19 protein-coding genes are annotated in these 26884 nt (G+C 72.3%); 4 read left to right on the plus strand and 15 right to left on the minus strand.

Translation table 11 applies throughout. From position 1 onward, the window contains the following. Positions 1–13: 13 nt before the first annotated feature. The 7 genes from P3T41_RS05590 to eccD all read right to left on the minus strand — a co-directional run bounded on the left by P3T41_RS05590 (position 14) and on the right by eccD (position 6644). The gene (locus P3T41_RS05590; RefSeq protein ID WP_280688266.1) at positions 14–2296 is read right to left on the minus strand and encodes a hypothetical protein; all 2283 of its coding nucleotides are present in this window, start codon (positions 2294–2296) and stop codon (positions 14–16) included. Positions 2297–2429: 133 nt separating this feature from the next. Next, positions 2430–2774 carry a hypothetical protein gene (locus tag P3T41_RS05595; protein WP_280688268.1) on the minus strand — a complete coding sequence of 115 codons (345 nt, stop codon included), beginning with the start codon at positions 2772–2774 and terminating at the stop codon, positions 2430–2432. 2 nt (positions 2775–2776) lie between these two features. Then, on the minus strand, positions 2777–2977 hold the full coding sequence (locus P3T41_RS05600; RefSeq protein WP_280688270.1) for a hypothetical protein: 201 nt from the start codon (positions 2975–2977) through the stop codon (positions 2777–2779). A 7-nt stretch (positions 2978–2984) separates the two neighbouring features. Beyond that, positions 2985–3275: a WXG100 family type VII secretion target gene (locus tag P3T41_RS05605; RefSeq protein WP_280688272.1), complete on the minus strand. Its 291-nt coding sequence runs from the start codon at positions 3273–3275 to the stop codon at positions 2985–2987. A 52-nt stretch (positions 3276–3327) separates the two neighbouring features. Next, complete coding sequence (locus tag P3T41_RS05610; RefSeq protein WP_280688274.1) at positions 3328–3657, minus strand: hypothetical protein; 330 nt, start codon at positions 3655–3657, stop codon at positions 3328–3330. 113 nt (positions 3658–3770) lie between these two features. After that, positions 3771–5213 (minus strand): type VII secretion protein EccB, encoded by a 1443-nt coding sequence (gene eccB / locus P3T41_RS05615; protein WP_280688276.1) that lies wholly within the window; start codon positions 5211–5213, stop codon positions 3771–3773. A 48-nt stretch (positions 5214–5261) separates the two neighbouring features. Next, the gene (gene eccD / locus P3T41_RS05620; protein WP_280688688.1) at positions 5262–6644 is read right to left on the minus strand and encodes a type VII secretion integral membrane protein EccD; all 1383 of its coding nucleotides are present in this window, start codon (positions 6642–6644) and stop codon (positions 5262–5264) included. Between the two features lie 230 nt (positions 6645–6874). Here eccD and eccCa point away from each other — a divergent pair, with 230 nt between their 5' ends. Continuing rightward, positions 6875–10864, plus strand: a complete 3990-nt coding sequence (gene eccCa / locus P3T41_RS05625) for a type VII secretion protein EccCa (protein ID WP_280688278.1) — start codon at positions 6875–6877, stop codon at positions 10862–10864. A gap of 88 nt (positions 10865–10952) precedes the next feature. After that, positions 10953–13328: a hypothetical protein gene (locus tag P3T41_RS05630; protein WP_280688280.1), complete on the plus strand. Its 2376-nt coding sequence runs from the start codon at positions 10953–10955 to the stop codon at positions 13326–13328. A gap of 18 nt (positions 13329–13346) precedes the next feature. Here P3T41_RS05630 and P3T41_RS05635 read toward each other — a convergent pair whose 3' ends face one another. From P3T41_RS05635 to P3T41_RS05670, 8 genes are all read right to left on the minus strand, one after another. Then, the gene (locus tag P3T41_RS05635; protein WP_280688281.1) at positions 13347–14543 is read right to left on the minus strand and encodes a hypothetical protein; all 1197 of its coding nucleotides are present in this window, start codon (positions 14541–14543) and stop codon (positions 13347–13349) included. A 255-nt stretch (positions 14544–14798) separates the two neighbouring features. Next, a complete protein-coding gene (locus tag P3T41_RS05640) occupies positions 14799–15320 on the minus strand; it encodes a hypothetical protein (RefSeq protein ID WP_280688283.1) in 522 nt (173 codons plus the stop codon). A 65-nt stretch (positions 15321–15385) separates the two neighbouring features. Beyond that, complete coding sequence (locus P3T41_RS05645; RefSeq protein WP_280688285.1) at positions 15386–18181, minus strand: hypothetical protein; 2796 nt, start codon at positions 18179–18181, stop codon at positions 15386–15388. A gap of 2 nt (positions 18182–18183) precedes the next feature. Next, complete coding sequence (locus P3T41_RS05650; protein WP_280688286.1) at positions 18184–19509, minus strand: S8 family serine peptidase; 1326 nt, start codon at positions 19507–19509, stop codon at positions 18184–18186. 29 nt (positions 19510–19538) lie between these two features. Continuing rightward, positions 19539–22973, minus strand: a complete 3435-nt coding sequence (locus P3T41_RS05655; RefSeq protein WP_280688288.1) for a right-handed parallel beta-helix repeat-containing protein — start codon at positions 22971–22973, stop codon at positions 19539–19541. A 63-nt stretch (positions 22974–23036) separates the two neighbouring features. Beyond that, positions 23037–24380, minus strand: coding sequence for a hypothetical protein (locus P3T41_RS05660; protein WP_280688290.1), 1344 nt, complete (start codon positions 24378–24380; stop codon positions 23037–23039). Positions 24381–24501: 121 nt separating this feature from the next. Next, entirely contained in the window at positions 24502–24975 is a 474-nt protein-coding gene (locus P3T41_RS05665; protein WP_280688701.1) for a hypothetical protein, read from the minus strand. A gap of 51 nt (positions 24976–25026) precedes the next feature. Beyond that, entirely contained in the window at positions 25027–25221 is a 195-nt protein-coding gene (locus tag P3T41_RS05670) for a hypothetical protein (RefSeq protein WP_280688702.1), read from the minus strand. Between P3T41_RS05670 and P3T41_RS05675 the strand changes: the two genes are divergently transcribed. Continuing rightward, a complete protein-coding gene (locus P3T41_RS05675) occupies positions 25186–25566 on the plus strand; it encodes a phosphodiester glycosidase family protein (RefSeq protein ID WP_280688689.1) in 381 nt (126 codons plus the stop codon). The genes P3T41_RS05670 and P3T41_RS05675 overlap by 36 nt on opposite strands. 439 nt (positions 25567–26005) lie before the next feature. Continuing rightward, complete coding sequence (locus tag P3T41_RS05680) at positions 26006–26866, plus strand: nuclease-related domain-containing protein (RefSeq protein ID WP_280688292.1); 861 nt, start codon at positions 26006–26008, stop codon at positions 26864–26866. Positions 26867–26884 lie beyond the last annotated feature (18 nt).

Raw genomic sequence — 26884 nt, forward strand, 5'->3', positions numbered from 1 at the left:
TACTGCTGCGGCGCTACCGGCCGATGACGCCACGCACCCCTTCGTCGGTATCGGTGCCCCAGGTCTCCTCGTCCTCGGAGAGCCAGGTGGTCCGCTGCCGCTCCTGCCCGCTCTGGGAGCCGATGCCGCCCATGCCGCCCATGCCACCCATCGGCGGCATCTCCGGCATCCCCGCCGAGCTGGTCGGCGTCGACTGGCCTTGCAACTGCGCCAGTTCCATCGGATCGATCTGCTCCGGGTTCAGCGCGAGGCCCTTGTCCTGAAGGCTCTGCTCGTTGACGCTGAGCTGGGGGTTGGTCCCGCCGACGGTCGCCACCCCGGACAGGCCGGAGGCGTCCGGCATCCCACCGTCGGGGTTGACCGCGAGCCCGCTGGTGCCGGAGGCCAGGGGCCGGTGCGAGCCGATGCTGAGCCCGCTCGGGTCGAACTGGGTGGGCCCCGGCGGGAGCAGCGAGAGCGTGTGCTGCTCGTCGGCCAGCAGCTGGGTGGACTGTGAGACCGGATTGCCGTTCGCGTCCAGCACGGTGCCGTCGGCGCTGATCGTGTTGCCCTGGCTGAGCACGACCTGGTTGCCGTTGCTGTCCGTCACGAGCTTGCCGTCCGGACCGGTGACCGTGCCGTTGGCGTTGACCGTCGAGCCTGGCGGAACCTTCATCGGCATGTTCGAGCCGGGCATCGCGAGGGGGTTCGGCGAGGCGCCGACCTGGCTGCCGCTCGGCGCGTAGTAGGGCATGCCGTTGATCATCAGCGGCAGGCCGTTCGGCCCGAGGAGCTCGCCGTTCGTACCGATCGTGGAACCCGGCGGGACCAGGATCGGGAAGCCGTTCCGGTCCGTCAGCGGCAGGCCGTTCGCACCGAGCACCGGCACCTGGCCGCTGCCGCCACCGAGCCCCGGGCCGAAGCCTGGGCCGAAGCCCGGCAGGCTCGGGCCGCCAGGGTTCATGGCCGGGTTGCTGGTGCCGCTCGGACGTGACACCGGCGGGAGGCCGCCCGGGCCGAGACCGTTCGGGATGGAACCCGCCGGCAGGCTCTTGCCCGAGGAGTTGCCGTTGCCGGCCGGCGGGCCGACGGCCGGCCCGCTGATCGACGAATTGGCGCTGGCGTTGGCATTGGCGTTCGCGCTGGCGTTGCTGTTGGCATTGGCATTGCTATTGGCGTTGGCGCTGCTGTTGGGGCTCCCGAACGCGTTGACGTTCAGCGAGACCGCGCTGATCGTGGGGATCTTGTCCAACAGCGTGACGTACACCCCGTCGAGCGTGCTCATGGCCTGGCCGGCCGGGCCGTCGAGCAACGTCGTGACGCTGGTGAGCCACTTGTTCCAGGCCGCCGTCTTGAGCTTCAGCCAGAAGTCCGCGTGGTTCCCATCGGGCACCGGGCTCGACGAGCCGAACGGACCGCTGTTGTAGTGGGCGTTGGCGTCCGGGTTGTCGACGATGACGCCATAGGGGGTGGTGATGGTGACCTGGGTCGGCGAGTAGTTGCTCATGTCCGTACCGCAGATCGCGACACCGCTCGCGCCGGCCATGCCCCCGGCGGGATCGAGCGCCCACTTCAGGCAGTTCAGCGGATTGGAGAACGGATCGGCGCGCCAGGCCCAGTAGATGGAGTACAGCTGCGAGTGGGTCGCACCGAGCGTGGTGAACGCGGCGTCCAGCGCGGGCGCGATGGCCTGCATGTTCATCTGGCCCTGCAGGCCGTGGAATTCGACGCCGAGCGCGTCCAGGACGGCCCGGAACTCGTTGGCCGCACTCCCCTGGAAGTCACTGGTCGGGTCGCCCACGGTGTTGCGCCAGGTGTTGAGCGTCTGCTGCCACGTGCTGAACTGGGCGTCCAGGTTCCGGGCGAGCGTGGAGGCGGCCTCGAAGCTCCACTTGCTCGTGGTGTTGTTCTGGGCTCCTCCATAGCACAACTGCTCCCAGGTGTTGGCCGGTTGGGTGATGAAGCCGTCGTAGGGGCTGCCGGTGGCGAACGCGGCCTGGTTCGCGTTGATGCCGATGTAGGTGGTGTAGACGATGCCGGTACCGCTCTGGTTGTCCACCACGCCGGTGACGCTGGTGTTCGTGTAGAAGCCGCCGCCGGTGTCGAAACTGATCATCCAGCAGTAGTCGAAGGAGTGCGAGTAGTCGGCGTTCGAGGTCCAGACGTAGCGGTTCGAGTCGGTGTACCACGCATCCTGGCCGCTGCCGCCGGAGCCGGCGCTCCCGTCCGAGGCCACGGCGGCGCGTTGGGTGACGGTCGGGACCAGCTTCGTGTCGGCGAAGGTCCCCACCACGTTCTCCCAGTTCATTGCCGCCATTGCCGTGGACTCCCATGGGTGCGGACGGGCTGACGCCGTCGTGGTCGCGGTTCGTGGTCGCGGGTCGGGGCCCGGCCGAGGTTCGGCCGGGCCCCTGGGGTGCCGCGGTTGCGGCTGCCGGTACCGGTCGGTGCTACGGGCCGGGCGGCGGGGTGAGGTTGAGATTGCTGCTGCCGCCACCGGGCGGCACCACGTCGCTGAGGACCAGCCAGATGTCCGCCGACGTGAGGCTGTCGGTGTCGGAGTTGTGCAGCGTGGTGCTCGCGTTCTTCAGGTCCTGCTCGGTGCGCTGGACCTGTCCCTGGATCGTGACGACCTGCGTCTGCAGACTTCCGCAGAAGGTCTTCCACTTCTGCTGGAGGTCTCCGGCCCGCGAGTAGTAGGCGGGATTGCCCGGCATCAGCAGGGTGTAGCGACCGGCTTGCGCGGTGCGCCCGTCGGTCGCCGGCGGACCGCCGGTGCTGTTGGGGTTTGCCATGCTCAACCGCCCTGTGGGGTAGTTCCGCCCGTGCCGGCGAAATCGTGCAGCATGTCGATGACATGCGTGCCGTTGTTCCCGGTGCTGCCACTCATGTCGTCGTACATGTTGTTGAGGTTCGGCACCATGTACTCGGTGAACCAGGCGTCGGTGACAACGGTCACGCCCGCGCTGCCGTTGTCCCAGTTCGTCGTGGAAGCCATCCCGGCCTCAGTGCTGCGAGAGGATGGACGCCGCGCTGCTGTCGCCCTGGTGCAGGGCGTCGGAGATGTTCTGCAGCGCGACGGAACCCTGCTGGAGGTCCGTCGTCAGCTGGTCGTGGCTCCGGTTGAGCAGCTGGCTGAAGGTGTCGAACGGGTCCTTGTAGGGGCCCTGGAAGGACTCGGTGCTGTTGGTCAGGTTCTGGATCAGGTTCGCCAGATCCTGCTCCATCGCCGCGCTGGCCTGGGCGAACTGGGTGATGCAGTTGGCGATCTCGTCGTACTCGATGGAGATGTCCATCGGAGGCTCCTTTCGTTGGGTGGCTGAACCGGTGGACGTGCGGTGGGTCGGCTCAGCCGCCGAGGGCCTTGGTGATCAGGCTGTTGCCGCCCCAGTTGCCACCAATCGCGTGGGCCTCGTCCTCGGCGTTGTTGAGGACGGTCTGGGCGTGGACGGTGGCGTCCAGGAAGCTCTGGAAACCGGTCATGAGGTTGCCGTAGGTGGAGTTCCAGTCCCGCATGGTGCCGACGAAGGACTGGGCCGCCAGGGACTTGAACCAGGTCTCGACGTCGACCGTGACCTGCTCGATCTTCTGGGCGTGCGTGATCATGCTGGCGACCTGCTCCTGCAGACCGTTGATGCACGACTGGACGTCGGCATCGACTTTGGACGATGTGGCCACTGTTGCTCCTTCTCTCGGTGTGCCGATCTCTCTCGACGCGCGGATCAGCGGCGTCTCACCAGGGTGAACGGGCTGCCGGGGACGGCCGGTTCAGCTCTGGAACCGCCGCGCCGTCACCCCGCGCAGGGGGCGTTCGTCGCCGACGGGTTGACCACCCCGCCGTTGGCCAGCAGGCTCGGATCCAGGCTGGGCCCGGTCGGCAGGAAGGTCAGCAGCCCGTCCGGCACCGCCGTCGGCGAAACCGCCGCGTAGCCCAGCGACTTGACCACGGCGGCGGACGGGATCGGGTACTTCACCCCCGCGTCGGTCACCAGGTAGTCGGTGGTGCCGTTGCCGCCACCCGACAGCGCCCGGACCAGCGCTCCGCCGCCCGGCCGGACCGCGATCAGGTCGGCCTGCGTGCAGGTGGGCACCACGCCCGGCTGCGGCGGGGGCACCAGGCCCGCCACCGCCGCCGCGTCCACGATGCTCACCGAGGTGACCGGGGACCCGGCACCGGGGTGCGTGTCGGCGCAGACGCCCTGCCCCTGACCCGGGGTCACCAGCTGCGGCGGGTCGGCCGGCAGCGCCGTCGAGGGCTTCACCCCGGCGGCGGTGTGCGCGGCCAGATCCTCCGGGCCGATCGTCGCCACCGTCACCGCGCCGCCGCCGTAGGCGTCGTGCTGGGTGCGCGGGTCGCCGCGCAGCAGTGCCAGCAGGGTGTTGGTGAGCGGCACCAGACCGGAGCCGGTGAGCACGTAGTGCTCGCCGCTCGGGCCGGCGAAGAGCTGGCCGACCTTGCTGGGCGCGCCGGCCAGCGACGGACCCGCCGTGCCGCGCCCGTCGATCACCGGGGCGGTCAGCTCGGAGCCGGCCGGCAGGGCGTTGAGGAAGCTCGCGGTGACCGGGGTCGGCGTGGCCTGGGCGTAGCCGAGGGCCTGCAGCGCGCCGTTCGCCGTGTCGACCTTCAGCCGCTGCCCGTCCCAGAGCAGGTAGCTGCCACCGTCCGGGGTGGCGACCAAGGCGCCCTGGGTGGCGCTCAGCTGATCGCCCTCGTCCTGCGCGCCGACCGCGAGGGCCAGTTGGGGCGTGGCGCCGCCGGACTGGCCGGGCTTGCTGACGCCGCAGGCCAGCCAGGCACCGCCGTCGAGCTGGGCGGCGGGCGGCAGCCCGTCGGGCGCGCCGACGATGCCCACCGGCGCGGCGCGGGTGACACCGGCCAGCGAGGCCTGGCCGACCTGTTGCATCGTCATCTGGTCGCCGGCCAGGAGCTTGGCGCTGGTCTCGTTGAGGACGGAGTGCAGCGCGCCGCCCAGATACAGGTAGCGCGCTCCGGTCTCCTTGACCATCACCAGCGTGCCCGCCTTGGGGAGGCTGGTGCTCACCCCGGGCGAGATCAGACCGAAGACGCCGACGCCGGCGCAGGCGGCCATGCCCAGGGCGATGCCGATCACCGCGCCGCGCGTGGTGCGCCCGTGCGGGGTGTCCGGCGCGTCCGGCTCGGCGCGCAGCATGCCCGAGGCAAGCCGGCTCATCACGAACAGGTGCGCCTGCACCTGATCGCGTCGGGACTGCATCCTGTTCCTCCAGTGGCGTTGTTCCGACTACCGCAACCCCGGCGAAGCTCAGCCGCCCAGGCCCCTGACCTTGCCGAACACGCCGATCGCCCACATGCCCAGCGGCACCAGCGAGACCGCCGAGAGGGTGTGCAGCAGGTCCGCCGCGCGTCCCCAGTACGGCAGCAGCCGCTTGCCGGGCACCGACCAGGCGGCCACCAGCAGCACGGAGGCGATCGAGACGAGTCCGGCGAGCACCCCGAGCCGACCGGTCGGGGACTGGTGCAGCGCGATCCCGGCGAGCAGCAGCGCCAGGCCGTACGCGCCGGGCAGCAGCACCGTGAGCCGCTGCCAGATGCTCCCGATCGCCCGGGCGTGCAGCAGCAACAGCACGCTCAGGGCGACCGTGAAGCAGCGGGCCGCCGTGCTGGTGCCGGTGCCCAGCAGCGACAGCGAGGCGGTCAGCGCCAGTCCCGCCACCAGGTGGAAGGCCAGCAGGTAGTTGTCCGCGATCACGCTGCGGCTCAGCACGCCCGACGCCTCGAAGGGCTCGATCTCCTCCTGGAGTTCCTCGGCGTTGCGCGGCAGCGCCGGCAGCCGCAGGCCCGAGAGCCGGAACGCGACCGACGGCATCAGCGCGCCGAACACCACCACGACCACCGCGACCGCCAGCGCCGAGTCGTGCGCCGAGAGCCCGCAGAGCGCGAGCACCCCGGAGATCACGCCGAGCAGCGCGAGCACCACGGCCCCGAGGAAGAACGGCGCCGAGCAGCCCACCGCCGCCAGCCCCAGCACGGCCGCGCCGGCCGCCGCCGAGCTGCCCGCCAGCAGCCGGGCACCGGTCAGCGCCGGGCCCGCCGTGCCGACCGGGAGCAGCAGACCGGCCGTCGCCAGGTACGGGATGGCCATCGCGCCCAGCGCGGTGCCCGCGATCGCGTCGCCGACCGCCCGGGCGGCGCTGACCGCGCCGAGCAGCAGCAGCATGCCCACGACGGTGGCCGCGATCTCGCGCAGTTGCTGCGGTCCCGGCATGGCCAGCAGGGCGAGGCCACCGGCCAGCGCCACCAGGCCGAGCCCGAGGGCGAAGTGGTGGGTCAGCGCGGGCCGCCAGTTGTCGCCGCGCTCCTGCATGCCGGTCCTGACGCCGTCGACCAGGTCGTCGAAGTGGACCGGCGGGAACGCCTGACGGCGCGGCCGCAGGTGGAGTTCGTCGCCGTCGTGCAGCTCGAGGGCGTCCAGGGTGCGGTTCTCGTCCAGCGGTTCCCCGCCGAGCTTCTGCAGCACCCAGCCGCCGTGCTCCAGGCCCTTCTCCTCCAGGTCGGCCCCGGCGTAGCCGAGCACCGTGGGGAGCAGGTCGGCCAGTTGGACGTCCGCGGGCACCGCGAGCTCGAAGGTCGTCTCCGGCGCTCGGAATCTGAGGCGGCACAGACCCGCGATCGCACTACCGCTCATGCTCACGCTCGCCCACCCTCCTTGGCTGTCGGCCGCACCCGTTCGCCCGGTGCGGGAAGTCCATGAGCGCGTGTCGGCTGAGCACGGCTCCACCGCACTGAACGGCTGCCGCGAGCCGAGCGGTTCAGCGGCCTCTCGACACGAATCGGAGCAACCCGGCCGAATGAACCGGACCGCGAGCGCGAGCCGTGGACCGGGGAGACGGCCTTGGTCAAGTGGAGGAGCCTTCGTTGAGCGTTGTCCTGGTCAACCGCACCGCCAGGCGCCCCGGCCCGGAGATGCCGGACGGGGAGATCCAGCTGCAGGAGCCGCCGCCACTGCCCGAGGCGCAGAGCGCCATGTCCAACATGATGCAGATGCTGCCGATGGCGCTCGGCTCGCTCTCGATGCTCTTCATGTTCATCCGCCCGGGCGGCAGCGGCGGCGGCGCCATGTCGTACCTCGGCATGGGCATGATGGGCCTGTCCGCCGTGGGCATGCTGGTGGTCTCGCTGGTCCGCGGCTCCGGCGACCGCAAGCGCCAGCTGAAGGCCGAGCGCCGCGACTACCTCCGCTACCTCTCGCAGATGCGCAAGCAGGTCCGCAAGACCATCGCCAAGCAGCAGGAGGCGCAGGCCTGGCGGCACCCCGTCACCTCCGAACTGGCGGCCCTGGTGCGCACCACCCGGCTCTGGGAGCGGCGCACCCAGCACCCCGACTTCAGCGACGTGCGGATCGGCACCGGCCCGCAGCGGCTCGCGGCCAAGCTAGCGCCGCTCTCCACCAAGCCGGTCGAGGACCTGGAGCCGCTCACCGCGCACGCCCTGCGGCGCTTCATCCACGCCTACGGCACCGTCCCCGACCAGCCGATCGCCATCTACCTGCGCGGTTTCTCCCACCTCCTGGTCCAGAGCGAGAACGCCGAGGCCGCTGAGAGCGCGGAGGACACCGAGCGGGCCCGGGCGATGGTCCGCGCCATGATCGCGCAGCTGTCCGTCTTCCACACCCCCGACGAGCTGCGGATCGCCGTGGTCGCCGACGGCGAGCAGCGCGAGCGGTGGGAGTGGAGCAAGTGGCTGCCGCACGCCCTGCACCCGACCGACACCGACGGCGCGGGCGCGGTGCGCCTGATGGCCAGCTCGATGATCGAGGTGGAACAGGTCCTCGGCGAGGAGTTCGGCGCCCGTCCGCCGTACGAGGCCGACGCGGTGCCCAACCGCGAGGAGCCGTTCACCGTGATCGTGCTGGACGGCGTGCCCGTCCCGGCGACCAGCCGGGCCGCCCTGACCGGCTACCGCAACGCCATCGTGATCGACCTCGCCGGTGTGCTGGAGTACAAGCACGCCAAGTACACGCTGCGGCTGAAGATCGAGGGCGAGACGCTCTCGATGGTGACCGCCGACCGCAACCGCAAGGACACGGACACCGAACTCGGCCGCCCCGACGGCATGTCGATCGCCGAGGCCGCCCGGCTGGCGGTGCTGATGGCGCCCTACCGGATCGGTGACTCGGCCGACACCAGCGAGCCGCTGGAGACCGACTTCGACCTCACCGCGCTGCTCGGCATCAGCGACCTGTACGAGCACGACGTGGCCGCGCACTGGGCCAAGCGGACCCTGCAGACCAAGCTGCGGATCCCGATCGGCCTGGGCGCCGACGGCCAGCCGATCGACCTGGACATCAAGGAGTCCGCGCAGGGCGGCATGGGCCCGCACGGCATGCTGATCGGCGCCACCGGCTCCGGCAAGTCCGAGCTGCTGCGCACGCTGGTACTGGCGCTGGCCGTCACCCACTCCTCCGAGCTGCTCAACTTCGTCCTGGTCGACTTCAAGGGTGGTGCCACCTTCCTGGGCCTGGACGGTCTGCCGCACACCTCCGCCGTCATCACCAACCTGGCCGACGAGGCCCACCTGGTCGACCGGATGCGCGACTCGCTGCACGGCGAGATGGTCCGCCGCCAGGAGCTGCTGCGCTCCGCCGGCAACTACTCCTCGCTGCTCGAGTACGAGACCGCGCGGCTGAACGGCACCCCGCTCGACCCGATGCCCAGCCTCTTCGTGGTGGTCGACGAGTTCTCCGAACTGCTCGCCGCGCACCGCGACTTCATGGAGCTGTTCATCATGATCGGCCGCCTCGGCCGGTCGCTCGGCGTGCACCTGCTGCTCGCCTCGCAGCGGCTGGACGAGGGCCGGATGAACGCGCTGGAGTCGCACCTGTCGTACCGGATCGGTCTGCGCACCTTCTCCGCCATGGAGAGCCGCGGCGTGCTGGGCGTCCCGGACGCCTACCAGCTGCCCTCGCAGCCCGGCAACGGCTTCCTGCGCAGCGACATCTCCACCCTGACCCGCTTCAAGGCCGCCTACGTCTCCGGCACTTACAAGCTCAAGCGCCGGCCCGCCCGGCAGGCGGTGGTGGCCGGCCAGGTGGTCCGCTACGGCACCGACTACGTCGAGCCCCGGCACGTCGAGGTCGAGATCGAGGAGGAGACCCCGGCCTTCGAGGAGACCCGCTCGCTGTTGGAGATCGCGGCGGAGAAGCTCTATGACGCCGGTCCGCCCGCCTACCAGGTCTGGCTGCCGCCGCTGGACGTGCCGCCGACCCTGGACGAGCTGCTGCCGCCGCTGGCCCCGCACCCGCGGTACGGCCTGACCGTGGAGAGCCAGAGCGAACGCGGACGGCTGCGGGTGCCGGTCGGCGTCATCGACCGCCCGTTCCACCAGCTGCGCGACGTGATGTTCGCCGACCTCTCGGCGGCCGGCGGCCACGTCGGCATCGCCGGCGCCCCGCAGAGCGGCAAGAGCACCGTGCTGCGCACCCTGATCACCGGCCTGGCGCTCACCCACACCCCGGCCGAAGTGCAGTTCTACTGCCTGGACTTCGGCGGTGGCACGCTCTCCGGCCTGCGCGGCCTGCCGCACATGGGCGGGGTCACCGGACGGCACGACCCGGAGCGGGTGCTGCGCACCATCGCCGAGGTCAACAGCATCATCACCCGGCGCGAGCGCTCCTTCGCCGAGCAGGGCATCGACTCGATCACCGCGTTCCGCAAGCTCAAGGCGGCCGGCAAGCTCCCGGACGAGCCGAACGGCGACGTCTTCCTGGTGATCGACGGCTGGAACACCGTCCGCCAGGAGTTCCCCGACCTGGTCGCGGTCCTCGCGCTGATCTCGCAGCGCGGGCTCAACTACGGCGTGCACCTGATGATCGCCACCAGCCGCTGGGGCGAGCTCTCCGGCTCGCTGCGCGACCAGTTGCAGACCCGGTACGAGCTGCGCCTGGGTGACCCGGTGGACTCCCAGATCAACATGCGCGCGGCCCAGAAGGTGCCGAAGCTGCCGGGCCGTGGCCTGACGGACGATCAGATGCACTTCCTGATCGCGCTGCCCCGCACCGACGGCTCGGGCACCACCGAGGACCTCGGCGAGGGCATCGCCGACCTGGTCGACGCGATCGCCGACCACTGGCAGGGCCCGCGCGCCCCGCAGGTCCGGATGCTCCCGATCAGCCTGGACGCCACCGAGCTGCCGGCGCCGCGCGGCCGCCTGCAGGTCGCGATCGGTCTGGAGGATCAGGAGGTCGAGCCGCAGTGGCACGACTTCGAGTCCGACCCGCACCTGATCGTGGTCGGCGACACCGAGTCCGGCAAGACCAACCTGATGAAGCTGCTGGCGAAGTCCATCATGAAGGCCTACACCCCGGCCGAGGCCAGGATCATGCTGATCGACTTCCGGCGCGAGCTGTACGACACCATCCCGGAGGCGTACCGCCTGGGCTACGCGGTCTCCGTGGACAGCGTCCGGGAGATCGTGGACGGCGCGGCCAAGGCCATGAAGAACCGCGTCCCCTCGGCCGACATCAGCCCGGCCCAGCTCAAGCTGCGCGACTGGTGGCAGGGTCCCGAACTGTTCATCCTGGTCGACGACTACGACCTGGTCAGCACCAGCAGCGGCGCCCATCCGTTCGCGCCGGTCCTGGACTACCTGGCACAGGGCACCGAGATCGGCCTGCACCTGATCGTCGCCCGCGGCGCCAACGGAGCCTCGCGCGGGCTCAGCGACCCGCTGCTGCGCAAGATCCAGGAGGTCAACTCGCCTGCGGTGCTGCTCTCCTGCCCGCCGTCCGAGGGCTTCCTGTTCGGCAACTTCAAGCCCCGCCAACTGCACCCCGGGCGCGGCTTCTACATCACCCGGCGGCGCACCGTCCAGGTGCAGACCGGCCTGCTGCCGGAGGACCAGGGCTGAACCCCCGGTGTCCACCGGCTCGTAGAACCGGGTGGGAGCCGGTACTGACAGAGCATCACCCGGCGATCAGCGACGGAGGCGGCAGACGATGAAGGCGACGACCATGCATCCGCAGGGAACCCCGCAGACCGGGGCGGCGCCCGGTCCTGCCGTCCCGCCCGCCGCCGCGACGCTGCGGCCGGTCGGCCCGCACCTGGTGATCGCACCGCCGGGAGCCGAGGACGACAGCCTCTGGGCCGCGCTGGGCGGGCTGCCCGCCGTGCCGGACGCGTTGATCCTGCTGGTGGCCACGGCGAACGCCGCGCCGGTGCTGCGCCAGCAGCTGCCCGAACTCGCCCGCACCGCCCGGGCCCGGGGGGCGAGCACCATCGTGCTCGCCGCCTCCGGCCTGGCCGCCGCCGCTGGGAGCGGGCGGCGCCCGGCCGAGCAGGTGGCCGGGATGGTCGGGCTGACGGTGATCGCGCCGGACGGCATGGTCTCCATCCAGCCGGACGGCACGCTGGAGGTCACCCCGGCCGGGCCGGGCGGCGCGGCATCCTGGTGGCGGTGCACGGCCACCGGGCCCGCCGAGCCGCTGGGGGCCAGCTGGCCGGCGCCGGTGTTCGAGGCGGAGCTGGTGGCTCCGGTGGCTCCGGTGGCCTTCGAAGCTCTTATCGCAGCACCCTCCCCCCAGCCCGGCGGTCCGGCCGTGACGCCGCTCCAGTTCGGGTACTGGATCAGGTCGGCGGCGTTCGACGACGACGCCGTCCTCGGCCCGCGCCTCGACTCCCTCGCCGCCGACCCCGGCACCCTCGTCCTCGTCGTCGGCCACCCGGCCGCCCCGGTGGTCCCCGCGAGCGTCCTGGCGACCACCGTCCGAACCCACGCACCGGCCTCGGCCGGGCTGTTGCTGAGCGCACCGTGGGCCGACCCCGAGCAGCTGGTAGCGCTGGCCACCGAGCTGGCCTGGGAGCTGGACCGCGACGTCCGGGCCGCCGTCGGCCTCCCCGCACTCACCGGCAGCGGCAACTCGACCGTGCTGCTCGGCCCGGACGGCTCCGCCACCTGGGAGCCCTACCTGACCGAGCTGACCGCCTCCCCGAGCCGGGGCCGGGTGGTGGCCACCTCCTGGCGCCACCGCCAGGACGGCTGGACACCGCTGGCCCCCGCGCTCTTCGGCGTCCCCGCGCTGCCGGGCTGGCTGCTGGAGGCGATCCCCGCCGGGCTCTGGCTCCGCACGGACGGCCACCCGGCCGACCCGGCGACCCGCCTGCTGCCGCCCGAACCGAACCGGCCCGTGCTGGTCGTCGGCGAGCCCGACCGGCCGGTGGCCCAGGAGGTCTTCGAGCGGCTGGGCCAGCTGCTGGACGGACTGCCGCCGGGCAGCCCGGTGCGCCCCGGCCTGCTGGTCGACGCGCCGCTGAGCGCCGACCTGCGGGCGGTCGCCCGCTTCGTGGCGCGGGTGCACCAGCTCGACTGGGTCGAGCGGCCGGCGGCCGTGCCCGCTCCCGCGCAGGCGAGCACCGAGCCCGCGCTCATCGCGGCACCGGCACAGCTGGCCACCATGGCGAGCGCGGCGCAGCCGGGGAGGCCGCTGGGCATCATCGGCGCCCGCGAACCCGACCCCGTCCCCGTCCCCGTCCCCGCCATCGAGCCCGAACCGGCCGAGGCGGTCATCGACTCCCTCTCACTCTCGCTCTCGCCGCGCGCCTTCTCTTCTGATGGTCCGTCAGTCCAGCTCGGTGCCAGCACTTCTGAGGACCGCGAGCAGCTCAAGGCGCTGCTCGGCCCGACCTTCGTCCGGCTGGCGAACAAGGCCGACCAGATCGCCACCCGGCTGCCCGGCCTGCGCTCCACCACCGTCACCGACATCAAGGCCGACCTGGTGGCCGTGCTGCTGCACCACACCGACACCGGCGTCCCGGCCACCCGCGCCGAGCTGATCGACGCGGCCCGCGGCGACCGGCCGAGCCACCTCTCGGCCTTCCTGACCTGCCTCGGCTCAGGCCTGCGCCGCCTGCCGAGCCACCACGGCGCCGTCCTGCTCGGCGCGATCGCCGGCGAACGCGAGCTCGAGCAGTACACACCGGGCTCCCTGCTGCTCGAACCGGCCCCGGTCGCCGCCCTGCCCGCCCACGACGTCGACCTGGGCGCACCCGTCGAGTTCGCCGTCTGGTCCACCACCGGCCGCCGCACCGCACTCTTCGGCGCCCCAGGCGACGAGCCCGCCGTGGTCTTCCCACCCGGCACCCGCTTCAGCGTCCTGAGCATGCTCCCCAGCACCGAGCCCGGCACCCCGAGCCGCGTCCTGCTCCGCGAGGTCAGCGCCACCACCGAGGACGACCGCGGCGCGGACCGCGAACGCGGCATCCAGGACCGCCTGCTGAGCTGGCTGGAACGCCGCGACCGCCTCTCCGCCCAGGAACGCCGCGCGATCGACCGCCCGGAGCGCTTCCACCTCACCCCGGGCGTGACGCTGAGCTGACCTGATTCGTTCCGGTGATCAGGCGGCCAGGAAGGCCGCCGCCCGCTCGTCCAGTTCCTGGGCCGGCCGGATGTTCCGGGCCCGGACCGACGCGAGACTACGCCGCATCTCCACCGCGGCCTTGCGGGTGCGGACCGACTGCACGCCCTCCATGCTGTCGAGCGCCCGGCCCCACGTCGCGCACGCCTGCTCGATGTGCCCTTGAGCGTGCTGCATCTTGGCCTGTGCCACCAGGTCGAGGGCGAAGATCCGGGCGTAGGTGCTCGCCGACCGCCCAGCGGCGGCGGCCGCGTATTCTTCCGCTGCCCGCCGCTGGTCCCGCAACTTGTCGAACACCTTGGCCGTGCGGGAATGCACGGTGGCCTCGACCGGCCCCCACGACAGCGCCCAGAACGGCACCTCGTCCCCCTGATCGGCCGTCAGGAAGTCCTGCGCCCGCTGGACGGCTTGAACCGCGCCCGTGCGGTGCCCGGCCCCCGCGAGGGCGTGCGCCCGGGTCACCTCGAACAGCGCCTCGGTCCGGGTGTCCACTCGCCCGCGCACCTTGCGCATCGCGACCTCCGCGAGCGCCAGGCAGTGCTCCGGCCGGTTCAGCTTCATCCCCTGCTGCGACATGGTCCGCATCACGAAAGCCTCGTGACCGGTGACACCCGATTCCCTTGCCAGAGCCAGGGATTGGAGGTAATACCGCTGGGCAAGCCCCTGCTCGCCCGCGTCGTACGCCTTCCAGCCCGCGAGATGCACACCGGACGCGGCGGCCGACAGCATCGCGGCTCGGTCGTCCTCCGTGCGGAACCGACCCCGGCGCAGCGACGCCACATCACTCATGAGGTACTGCACCAGTGAACTGCGTCCGTGCTGGCCGCCGTGGCGCTCGTCCATCACCGTGAACATGTGGATCATGTCGCGCACGGCAACGACCTCGTGCTTGCCGGACACCGCCCCTCTGCGGGCCGCCTCGGTCCGCTGGGCGATCTCCTGGACCTGGCCGAGCGGAAGCAGGGCGCCGGCCACCGAGTAAGCCGAGGTCGAGAGAGAGCGACGGCGGTCCAAGTCAGCCCTCCAGATCCGCGAGAGGACGCCCACCGCGTCCGGCCCGATCGACAGGCCGATGTTGGTGTCATCCCCTTCCGCGGCTGAGCGTAGACCGAGGTCCGACGGGACGAGCATCCGGCCCAGCGCATGGCCGGTGCTGGAGAGCCGGGTCGACGGCACCGTGTGCGCCTACCAGGGCGGCCCACGAGCCCTTTCCACCCTGGAGGCTGTGGCCACGAAATGGCTGTCCAGCGGGCGCCCGGGGCTCGACCGCTACGGGCTCACCGTGACCCCAGAAGCGAACAAGGTCTGACTGGATGAACTCGACAACACGATCGGCGTCTTCGGGTAGCGACCACTGCGATGGCCCCGAGTCCGGCTCGGGGCCATCGGCATTCGGCTCGACCATCAAGGGTGACGCGCCCAACGCACCGATCAGAGGAACGCGCTGTAGTCGTCCCCCGCCGTCGCGACCCGAGCCGGCGCTTCGCCCGCGCCCGCGCCACCGGAGGTGTTCACCCGCGTCGGCGCACCACCGGTGACGGGCATGCCGCCTGAGGTGGTCGTGCGCGCGGGCTGCGTGCTCGTGCGAGCGGACCAGGACGACTCGACCGACGCACGCGCGGTCGCCACGGCCTCCGCCTCCGGGGCCCGCCCACCGCGAACCGTCTTCTCGACCCGCAGCGTCAGGTTCCGGTCCCGTCGGTCGCCCGGGCGGTCCCGGTCCTTGCTGCGGATCAGCTGGCTCTCGACACCCCCCACCTCCTGCCAACGCGACTGCACAGCACGAATGTTGGCGAACCAGGTGCCGTCGATCCGATGCTCCAGTGCGAGGTCCCAGCTCTCGGCCTCGATCACCTCGCTCGCCCCCTCCGTGCCCGGGATGACGATGGTGCGGCCGGTGCCCCGGATGGTCACCACGGCCCGCTGCGGCCACTCGGCTTCCACTCCGGTCACCGTGATCCGGCAGGGTCCTTGGTACCAGGCCATGATTCTCCATACCTCCTGCGTAGCTGGTGGTCTCACCCCGGTGAACGGCTCGCGCGCACCCGCTGGTTCGAGGTGGGCAGCGGCAGGTAGCCGACCGGCGGCACGAGCGGGCGGACCTTCGGTGGCGGAGCAAGGGCGCCGGGTCCGGCCCGGACCAGGCGGACGGGCACGCCGAGGTAGCGCTCCAACCGCCGGGCGAAGTCCCGGATGGCCGCCGCGCTGCCTGCGGGTACGACGAGGTCCACCGGCCGCCCGGCCGCGCCGACCGCGAGCACCAGCAGCGCCAGACCCTCCGGCCGGACCCCCAGCTGCTCGGTCCAGTCCAGCCCGGGGACCAGGCCGAGGCTGATCCGCAGGTGTCCGGGCGGCACCGCGGCGAAGCGGCCCTCGTGCCGCCACAGGCCGGTCGTCTGCGGCGTTCTGAGCCAGAGCCCGATGGCCTGGCCGAGCGGATCCACGGCGACCTCGGTCAGCGGCGCCAGCCGATCGAGGTAGGCCGGCAGCGGTTCGTCCGGCTCGCGCAGGACGGCGGGTGAGACGAACTCGTCCAGCAGCCTGGCCGGGACCTCCGGCACGGGCAACTGCGAACCGATCCAACGGTGTTCGGGGCACGCTTCGCGGTCCAGCAACAGTTCCGCCTCGGGGGGCAGGTCGACCCGCTCGGCGGTGCCGTCGTCGCCCCGGCGCGCGTCGGTCACCGAGGCCACCGCCTGCCAGGGGCCGGCAGCCGTCGGCAGGACCCGGAGCAGCGCGGTCCACGCCGCGTCGGGATCGGGCAGGGCACGGATCACCGGGTCCACCGCAGCGAGGTAGAGGTCCCCCTCCCTGGCCAGCAACTGCCATTCCAGGAACGTGAGGCACCGGGCCAGCACCTCCGTCACCTCGTCGGCGGACGGCTGTCGGGGCCCGGCCCCAGCCGCGTCCGCCGGCAGTGGCCGGCACCAGCTCCCCTCGCTGCCGTAGATCCGGGCGGGGTCGGTGGGCGGCAGGTCGTCCCCCTGGAGGCCGAGCAGGCGCAGGACGTCGTGGTGGATCCGGCCGGACCGGCAGGGGGCGATCTGCCGCAGGTCCTGGTCGTCGTGGCCGACGTAGGGCCTGGCCATCGCCTGGACGCCGCCGAAGACGTCCGCCTGGGTCCGGCTGTAGTTCAGCCGGGCGCACTCCGCCCAGAGCGCGATCGCGGGGTGGTGCGCCGGGGCGACCAGGATGTCGTTGCAGACACCCTCGCCGGGCAGCGGGTTCATGGTGAACCCCAGGAGCGAGCCGGCGACCCGGTCGAAGAAGTCCGGCAGGCGCTCCTCGGGCTCGGACTCCGCGTCCGCGCCGACCAGGACGACGTCGCCGTCCGCGTACGCGCCGCCCAACCGCTCGATGATGTCCACCCGCAGGTGGTCACTGGCCGAGGCGTAACCCCGGGCCAGCTGCTTGGACATCTCCAGGACGAACGGAGCGCGCAGCTTCATCGGAGCCTCGGCATGGAACACCTCGAAGATGTTCACCAGGTGGATCCCGTTGCCGGTGGCCCAGTCGAGCAGCGACCGGACGGCCGCCAGCGGGTCGTTGCGGCCGCGCCTCGGCACCGGTTCGGCGCGGGCCGGTTCGACGGGGCACGGTTCGACGGGGCCCGGTTCGGCGCGGGCCGCGTCGAACAGCTCGCGGGGCACGTCGGTCCAGAGCACGAAGTCCACCTGGCCGGCGTAACGGCGGGCGGCCCGTGCGTAGTTCTCCCGGAACACGGTGGTCCGGGGCATCGGCTTGCCCAGCCAGATGCCGTGCACGACCCGCGGTATCCGGGTCAGCTCGGGGAGTGGCGGCGCTCCCGAGTCCGCCGGCTGCCCCCAGCGCCGCAGCTCGGCGGTGCGGGCCGACTCGCTGACCGGTCCTGGATCCAAGTCCAGTGCGGCCGGGGTGAGTTCGGCGGCCGTCGGGGCGGGGCGGATCATGCTCAGGCGCCGCAGCAGCGGGGCGAGGTGCTCGGGCGGCAGTGAGTCGAGGTCCAACCCGGCCAGGAAGGGTGGCGGCGGGGGCAGTTCGCGCAGGCCGAACGGATCGGCGCCGAGCCAGGCCGCCTTCACGTCTTCGCACTCCGGCAGGTGCAGGGCGGGGTGGGTGAGCCCGCGCAGCCAGTCCAGCAGTTGGGGATCAGTCGGCACGGTCGGCCGATCGCCGACGGCCGGACCCCGCCGGACCCGGGCCAGCAGCCGCCCGGTCAGCTCTGCCGCGCGTCGCTCCCGCCCCCGCCGGGCCGCCGCGAGCCGTCGGCGCGTGCCGGCCCGGGCGGCCACCTCATCGACTGCTGTCTCAGCGAGTTGACGAACCATCAGCTCGACGGCTTGCTCCAGCTCCGCCCCGCGTTCGTCCAGCGCCGCCGCCCCACCCCGGGCCATCGCCGCGCTCCGCGCCCGACGCACCGCCACTTCGTCCAACACCCCGCCAGTGGCGAGGAGTTCGGCCACCCGAGCCGCATGCTCCGGCCCGTTGAGCTCCTGCACGATCCGCCGCACCCGGGCCACCGCACCGGCCGCGAGCACGGCGCGCTCGGCGAGGTCGGCGGAGAGCCGCCCGGCCGGCAGCGCGTCGATCGCCTCCCGGGCGAGCTTCGCGGCGTGCTCCTGGGCCAGGCTCGCATCGCCCGTCGTCACCAGCCGGGTCATCGTCTCGGCCTCGGCAAGCAGCCGGGCCAGGTCCGCCTCGCCCAGCGCCGCGCGCCCCAGCAGCCCCTCCAACTCCCCTGCGGCGCGCCGCCCGTACTCCTTTAGCCTGGGCAGCGCGTGCGCCAGGGCCACTGCCCGCGCGGCATCCACCGTCTGGTCAACAGACCCCGACACGGCTAGGCCTGCCCCGTCGGGCCCACGTACCGTCCCGGACGCCAGCCGCGTCGCCGCCCGCGCGGCAGGATGACCCCGACGGCCGCCACCACGACGACCACGGCGAACGCGATGCCACCGACCATCAGCGCCTGCCCTCGGCCGCTGACCACGCGGACCACCGCCGGCATGGTCATCGGCGTGCCGGGCGGCGCCGGTCGCGGCGAGGCGGCCGCGCCGGTCTCGCCGGGGACGAAGGCCGTCACCGCCGCGACCGGGTCCACCGTGCCGTAGCCGAACCGGGGGTCGGGCAGCATCGTGCCCGGATGGTAGGCCGTGGCCTCCAGGCGGTGCGCCAGCTGAATGGCCGTCAGATTCGGCCGGTAGCCGAGCGTCAACGCCGCGGAACCGGACACGAAGGCCGCCGCGAAGCTGGGCCCGGAGGCCGTGAAGTAGCCCGTCCCGGCGGGCCCGGTGCTCATCACCGAGTCGCCCGGCGCCATCAGGTCGACCCGGACACCGCTCTGCCCGCTCTGCCCGAGCGCACTCGAACTCCCCTGCGGGGCCGTCCCGATGGGGCCCAGGTCGGAGACCGAGAGCACGCCCGGGTAGGCCGCCGGATAGGCCGCCGCCTGGTTGCCGCCGCCACCACTGTCCAGCGCGGCCGGGGCGACGACCAGCGCGCCCTTGCCCTGGGCGTACTGCACTGCGCCTGAGAGCGCGGGGCTGCCCACCTGGGCCGGCATCGCGATGTCGATCACCCGGGCACCACCGTCGGCCGCCGTGCGGATGCCGGCGGCGAGCGTGTCCGCGTTGGTGATGCCGGTCTGGTCGGTCACGCCCACCGCGAGCACCTGGGCCTGCGGGGCGATCCCGGCGAAGCCGACGCCCGGCCGCCGCTGGGCGGCGATCAGACCCGCCACGAAGGTGCCGTGGCCGACGCAGTCCTGCCCCGAGGTGGTCGTCCCGTACGCGCGCTGCCCGAGCGTGAGGCGTCCGGCGAGCACGCCCGCCGTGTCGTCCACCCCGGAGCCGACCACCGCGACGGTCACCCCGCTGCCCTGGGTCAGCGACCAGACCTCGTCGGCCCGCAGAAAGGTCTGCGCCCACGGGATCCGGGTGCTGCTCGCACCGGACCCGGTCTGGCAACCGTTCTGCTGGGTACCGCTGTTGGTCTGCGCCAGGCCCGGCAGCGTGCCGGCATCGGACGACGATCCGGTCGGCGAGGGCGAGGGCGAGGCCGACGGCGAGGGCGAGGCCGACGGCGACGGCGAGTCCGCGACGGCGGCGCCCGCCGGCAGCAGCAGCGCCCCCACCAGCACAGACCCCGACAGCAGTGCCCTGGACAAGGCCGCGACAGCGCCCGCCTGCCGCGCCCTCATCCCGCGACCCCCAGCCGGTCCGCCGGGAGGTCCCCGGGCAGCAACAGGCTGAGCTCCGCCAGGTCGTTGATCTCCAACTTGCTGAGCCGGCCCGCCTGACGGGTGATCATGCTCTCCAGGAGCTGGCGCGCCGAGCGCCCGTTGCCGAAGGTGCGGTCGCGCGGCATCGCCGCGAAGAGCCCACCGAGCGCGGCCACCGTCTCGCTCGCGAGGTTGTAGCCCGCGCCCTCGGCCATCGTCTCGACGATGGTGACCAGCTCGTCGTCGGTGTAGTGCTCGAAGGCGATCTGCCGGGAGAAGCGGGAGGCCAGACCGGGGTTGGAGCCGAGGAAGTGCTCCATCTCGTCCTGGTAGCCGGCCACGATCACCACGACCTCGTCGCGGTGATCCTCCATCAGCTTCATCAGCGTGTCCACGGCCTCCTGGCCGAAGTCGTTGCCGCTGCCGTTCCTCGGCGTGAGGGTGTACGCCTCGTCGATGAAGAGCACTCCGCCGCGCGCCCTGTCGAAGGCCTCCTTGGTCAACTGCGCGGTGTGGCCGACGTAGCGGCCGACCAGGTCGGAGCGGGCCGTCTCGATCAGCTGGCCGCCGGGCAGCACGCCCAACTCGGCCAGCAGCTTGCCGTAGAGGCGGGCCACGGTGGTCTTACCCGTACCGGGCGGCCCGGCGAAGACCAGGTGGTGGCTGATCGTCGCGGTCGCCAGGCCGGCCTCCTTGCGCCGGTTGACCTGCTTGATCAGGTTGACCAGGTCCTCGACCTGCTCCTTGGCGGCGGGCAGGCCGATCATCGCGCGCAGCTCGTCCAGCAGTTCGGTGCTCTTCGGCGCCTCGGCCTGCTCGGCGGGCCGGGCGATCGCGGCGGCCGCCTCCGCGCCGACGTCCTCGGGGACCAGCAGCGCCAGGTCCTCGTGGCCGATCTCGGGCAGCGTGGCCAGCCGGGAGGCCTGCCGGTCCACCATCTCCTCGAAGACCTTGCGGGCCGCGCGGCCGTTGCCGAAGTCGGGGCCCTTGGGCAGCTTGTCGAGGTGGAAGGCGAGCGCCTCGCGGGCGCCCTCGGCCAGCTGGTAGCCGTGCCCGGTGGCCGCCCGCTCCACGATGGTGGTCAGCTCCGCCACCGAGTAGTTCTCGAACTCGATGGTGCGGCTGAAGCGGGAGGCCAGGCCCGGGTTGGAGTCGAGGAAGCCCTGCATCTCCGCCGAGTAGCCGGCCACGATCACCACGATGTCGTCACGGTGGTCCTCCATCAGCTTGACCAGGGTGTCGATGGCCTCCCGGCCGAAGTCGGGTCCTGAGCCGCCGCCGCCCTGTGAAAGGGTGTACGCCTCGTCCAGGAAGAGCACACCGCCGAGTGCCTGGGTGAAGACCTCGGTGGTCTTGATCGCCGTGCCGCCGATGATCGAGGCGACCAGGTCCGCCCGGGCGACCTCGACCAGGTGCCCGCTGCGCAGCACCCCCAGCTCCGCCAGGATCGCGCCGTAGAGCCGCGCCACCGTGGTCTTACCGGTGCCGGGCGGTCCGGCGAAGATCAGGTGACGGCCCATCGGCAGCGCCGGCATCCCGGCCAGCTCGCGCCGCCTGGCCACCTTGTTGAGGTTGACCAGGGTGTTGACCTGCTCCTTGACCCTGCCCAGGCCGACCAGCGCGTCCAGCACGGCCAGCGGGCCCTCCGGGTCGACCCGCTCGGTTCGCGCGGCCCGCGCGGCCCGCTCGCCGGACTCGGTGGGCTCGCCCTCGCCCTCGCGGAACTCGCCGAACTCGCCGAACTCGCCGTACTCGCCGTACTCGCCGAACTCGCCCCGCGCGCCCCGCTCGCCGCCGCTCTCGGCGGTGGCGGTGCTGTGCGCGTCGGGCATGCCGTTGTCCCGGCTGTGCACGGTCTCGATCGACAGCCGCGAGCTGGGCTTGCTCTGCCGCAGGCCCGAGCCCCGGTTGCCGGTGACCGTGCAGTCGATGATCCGCACCGGGTCGGTGGAGTCGATCCGGATGCCGTCCGCGCCGTTGTCCAGCGCCTCGCACTGGGTCAGGCTGGCGCGGGCGCCCTGGGCGAGCAGGATCCCGTGCCGGCGGTTGCCCCGGGCCCGGGTCCTGGTGAGGTTCGCCTCGCCGTTGTCCTCCACGACCAGCCCGTCCTCCCGGGAGTCGTTGAGGTCGCAGTCGCGCAGCGCGGCGATGCCGGTGCCGCCGACGCTGACGCCCGAGGTCCCGGCGTCCCGCACGGTGGTGTTGCCGATGTAGGTGTTGGCACCCTCGGCGACCCGGATCCCGGCCTTGCCGGTCGCGGACACCTCGGACGCCTCCAGCCGGCCCCGGCCGTCCTGGCGCACCTCCACCCCGTGACCACGGGTGTCGGAGACGCTCGCCCGGCGGATCAGCGGGTTGGCGCCCTCACGGATGCTGATGCCCTCCGCGCCGACGTCACGGACCTCCAGCCGGTCGAACTCCGCCGCGTTCTCGCCGACCAGCTCCACGCCGATCGCCCCGCAGTCCCGCACCGAGACCCGGTTCAGCGCCGGACTGGACGACTCGCCCACCCAGATCCCGGTCTGCTCAGCGCCGCTGACCTCGCAGTCCTCGAAGGTGCCCCGGGACTTGGCGGTGACGTGGATGCCGTGCCCCTTGGTCCGCACCGTCCGGCAGCGGCGCAGCACCGGGTCGGTGCCGGCCACCAGCGCGATGCCGTGCGCGGCGGTGGCGGTGACCGTGCAGTCCTCCAGCACCACCCGGGCGCCGGAGCTGATGTAGACGCCGAGCGTCACGTCCCGGACCTCGGTACGCAGCACCCGGGTCGAGCTCTGCTCCTCCAGCGCGATCGCCGGCTTGTCGGTCGCGGAGATCTCGCAGTCCTCGATGGTGCCCCGGGCCTCGCCGTTGGCGCACACACCGTTGCCGCGCGCGTCACGCATCACGACCCGGCGGACCACCGGGTTGGCGCGCTCACCGATCACCACCGCGGAGGTCGCCACGTGCTCGACCACGCAGTCCTCGATCACGCTGGTGCCGGTGGAGGTCTCCACGATCCCCGCCCCGGCCGGGTTGACGACCCGGCAGCCGCGCATCGCGAGCGAACCCTGCTGGCGGGTGAGCACGGCCGTCCACGAGTTGCCGATCACCTCGCAGTCCTGCAACGCGGCCTGACCGCGCGGGACATCGACGGCGGGCAGGTCGTCGTCCCGCCCCTGCAGCACCAGGCCGGTCAGCTGGACGGCATCCGCCACCACCTGCACCACCGGCCCGCTCGCGGGGCTGACCCGGACGCTGCCCCGGCCGTCCTCGGCGGTGATGGTCACCATCTTCGTGATGACCAGGCTCTCCTCGTACCGGCCGGGGCGCACTGAGATCACCGCGCCGCTGCGCGCCACCTTCAGAGCCTCGCCGATCGTGCGGTAGGAGCCGCTCTGCTCCGCACACACTGTCAGCACATGGCGCGACATGCCCTGGTGTTCCCTTCGTCCATGGTGGTTGGCGGTGACCGCCGGGTCCCGGCCGTTCCGTACCTAGGCGGTGCAGCTGACCTTGACGGCGTCGGCCGCGTGGTGGGCGTAGGTCTTCGTCGAACCCGACCAGTCCTGACCACGGGTGTGCAGCATGACCGCGAGCTGCCCGTTGCTCACCGAGAAGCTCCCGGCGCCGACCCAGTGGCCCCGGTTGGCGGTCTGGTTGATCGAGAACGAGCCGATCGTGCCGCTGCCCGGGCCGAACTGGTTCTGCACGGTGTAGTAGGTCGGGTCGCCGCCGACCGCCTTGATGTCGCCGTCGTTCGGGATGTAGACCGAGACCTGGCAGGACCCGCTGGAGACCGCGCCGGTCTTGAACGTCCAGACCGTGGAGTTGCTGTCATCGTGCGTCGCGTCACCGGACATCGGGACGGCGCTGTACTTGCCGCTGCAACTGTCGCCGGTCCAGCCGCCGGTGCTGGTGTTGTACCAACCGGTCTGGCCCTGGTCGAACCAGCCGTACTGGTTGAACCCGGTGCCGCTGTTGGAGCACCAGGGCCCGGCCACGCCGGTGTACGTCGCCGGAGCGGGCGGGGCGGCGGCCTGGGTGGTGGGCTGCGCGGCGGGCTGCGCGGGGGCCTGCTGAACCGGCGGGGCGGCCTGCGCGGGGGGCTGGGCGCTGCTGGGGTGTGTGCTGGTTCCCGGGTTGCCGCTGCTCCGCTGGGCAGCGGCACCGGCACCGGCACCGGCACCAGCACCGGCACCGGCACCGGCACCGGCACCAGCGGCCACCGGACCGGGCGCGGCCGAGGTGCTGCCCTGGGCGGCGACGGGCGCGGCGGCGGAGGGGGAGGGGCTCGGCGACCCGCCCACCATGGCCGCCGCCGGGGCACTGCTCCCGTGGGAGTCGAAGGTCGGCACGAAGCCGTTGCCGCCGTTCTGCTGGCTGAACCCGGCCGGCGCCGGCCCGGGCGGCACGCTCGGCCCACGGTGCGGACCGGACCCGCCGAGGTTGGAGAGGAGCAACGGCAGCCCCATCAGCACCACGCCGGCGGTGGCCGCCGCGGCGATCATCGGCCGGGAGATCCGCCCCGGCTTGGCGACCCGCTCCACCCCGGCAGCGGGGACGAGCTCGACGACCGCCTCGGACTCGGCCGCGGTCTCGGCCACCTGCTCGGGGACGGCGGGCGCCTGACCCGCCGCGCCGACCGCCGCCCCGGCCATCAGCGCCGGGTCCGCCGTCCCAGCCTTGGCCGCTGTCCCAGCCCTGGCCGCCGTCTCAGCCCTGTCAGGGTGGGCCTGACCCGGCTCCGGCTCGCTCTCCCAGGCGACGGCCGGCAACTGGTAGCCGGCCGCTGCCTGTGCGACCGCCTCGCCCGCGCTGTCGTGCCGATCCTTTTCCACTGTTGGCCCCCTCGCCCCTTCGACGATCCGCTGCGCATGGTGCGTGCACCCGGTTCGACGGATCACGAGCCGTTCAGGGTTCAACGCACGGTGCGGCGGTGATCCGGAACCGCCCTGACGGTCAGCCGGCCCGCCAGACCGGCTCGTCGTCCGCGGTCTCCGGCGGGGTCAGGATGAAGGCGGCAGCCCGCTCGACCGTCTCCTGGTCCGGGGTCCAGTCGAAGCTCCCCCGCTCACGCAGGTGCGCCAACAGCCCCGGCTCGGGCGCCAGCCCGTACTCCTCCAGGTAGTACGTGACGGTGTCGGTCCAGATCCAGCTGCCGTCGGTGCGAAAGTTCATCGGCACCACGGCCCCGCGCGACGGGTCCACCACGTCGTCCATCAGCGTCGGCGTCATCAGCACCGGCACCCCGGCACCGAGATACCCCACCAGCGCCTCCAGCCCCGCCTCGTCCTCGATCACCGGGTGGTCCTCGGCGAACGCCGGCCCTGTCACCGGGTCCACCAGGTCGAAGACCGCCGCCAACTCGAACCGCGCGGTACCGCCCGCCTGCCCACTGATCGCTTCCACCACGGTGCCGCTCCTGTCGCTCAAGGTCCGCCACCTCGTTCGACGTGCCGGCCGACCCGCCGGGTTCAGGCCCCGTCACACACCCGCCCCGCCCGGCGACTCGGTCCTCCAGTCCATCGGCACCGAGGCGAACTGGCTCTCCACCACCCTGAAGACCGGCCAGCCGGTCACCCTGAACACCAAGGTGACGGACGAACGCGGCACCCGGTCACCTTCGGCCCGCACGACTCCGTCATCAACGGCGGCCCGCAACTCCTCGGCAACGGCCACGAGGACATCAACCCGGTCGCCGACGGCGTGGCCCACCCCGGCGACCCGTCCTACTTCTACGGCTGGGGCATCCGCCGCAACCCCCGCACCATGATCGGCAAGGACAAGCCGAGCCACCTCGTCCTGCTGGAGGCCGACGGCCGCGAGTCCGGCTCCAGCCAGGGCCTGACCCTGGACGAGGAGGCCAAAACCCTCAAGTCCCTCGGCGTGTTCGCGGCCATGAACCTCGACGGCGGCGGCTCCTCAGCCATGCACGTCGACCACGCCCTGGTCAGCAAGCCCGACGCCACCGGCGAACGCCCGGTCGGCGACGCCGTCGTGGTCGTCCCCGCACCGGCGAAGTAGCGCAACTGACGCTCGACTCAGCGCGTGGGCGGCCGCCGATGCGCTGATCCGTGACGCCCCCGTGCTCGCCGTCCCACCAGCCGACGAACTCATGCAGGTGGTCCCTCTCGCGCCACCTCGGCGCGGATCCCCTCCGCCGGCTCCTCCGGCAGCATCACGGTGTACTTCTTCGTTGCCACACCAGACATCATGCCGTCCGCCGGCCCCTTCAGAGGGCCACAATGCACCCGGGTACGCCCCTGGGTGGCCGGCCAAGGAGCGAGCGGCCGGGCTCGTGCCGCGCCTCGCCGTGCGCGGCGCCTTGAACCCACAGAGAAGGCCTCTGCTCACCCAACCGCTCCGGGCTCCTGGCCCCCTGTGCTCCGCTGGTGCGCCCTTGGCGCGCCCCCTGGGATGTGCTGAGGTGGTGCAGGCTGATCAACGACTCCCGGGGGTGGGGATGGACGGCTTCGGCGTTGCACGCTGGCGACGGCACGGGCAGGACCGGCTGTATGTGAACCGGACCGAGGGCGGGAAGGCCGTCGGCTGGTACGACTTGAAGAGCCATCAGCTTGTGATCACGGATGAGAGCAGTCGGACCGCTGTGGTCGAGGCGCTGACCCCTCATCTGCCTGACGTGGTGTTCACGCCCGCTCCTGCCGCTGCACCGGAGCCGGCCGCCATGGATGACATCGAGATCTCACCAGCGGGGGACCTCGCTTCCAACCAGCCAGGTGACGCGCTCCGGCGGAAGATCGCTCAGCTCGAACCCACCTTATGGAAGCGGGTGTTCGCTCGGTGGCTGTCGAACGAAACCACGGAGGCGCACTCATGGGCCGTGGGCCTGGCCGGTGAGCGGCTCGTGGGTGGCCGACTGAATCGTCTCCGACGAGGCGGATGGAAGGTCTTGCATTCGATCCAGCTGCCGAGCGGATCGGACATAGATCATCTGGTCATCGGTCCGCCCGGCGTATTCACCGTCAACACGAAGCACCACAAGGGCAAGTCCGTCTGGCAGGGAGATCACGCCATCACGGTGAACCGATCAACCACCAGGTATCTGCCGATCAGCGAGAGCGAAGCAGAACGTGTCGGGCGCGTCCTGTCTGCTCGTAGCGGGTTCCTGGTGCCTGTCCGGCCGGTGTTGGCAGTTGTCGGCGCCGCCTCCGTCACGACGAAGAGCGCGCTTCCGCCCGTGGTGCTTCTCGTGGACGGCTCGCGAGTCGATCAGCGCTTGTCCGGGCTGACGCCGGTGCTCGCGCAGGAGCAGGTGGATGCGCTCTTCGCAGTGGCTCGGCAGCCTCAGACCTGGATGCGGTGATCCTGCCTACCCGCTGGC

It is taken from the genome of Kitasatospora sp. GAS204B, from assembly GCF_029892155.1.
Classification (GTDB): domain Bacteria; phylum Actinomycetota; class Actinomycetes; order Streptomycetales; family Streptomycetaceae; genus Kitasatospora.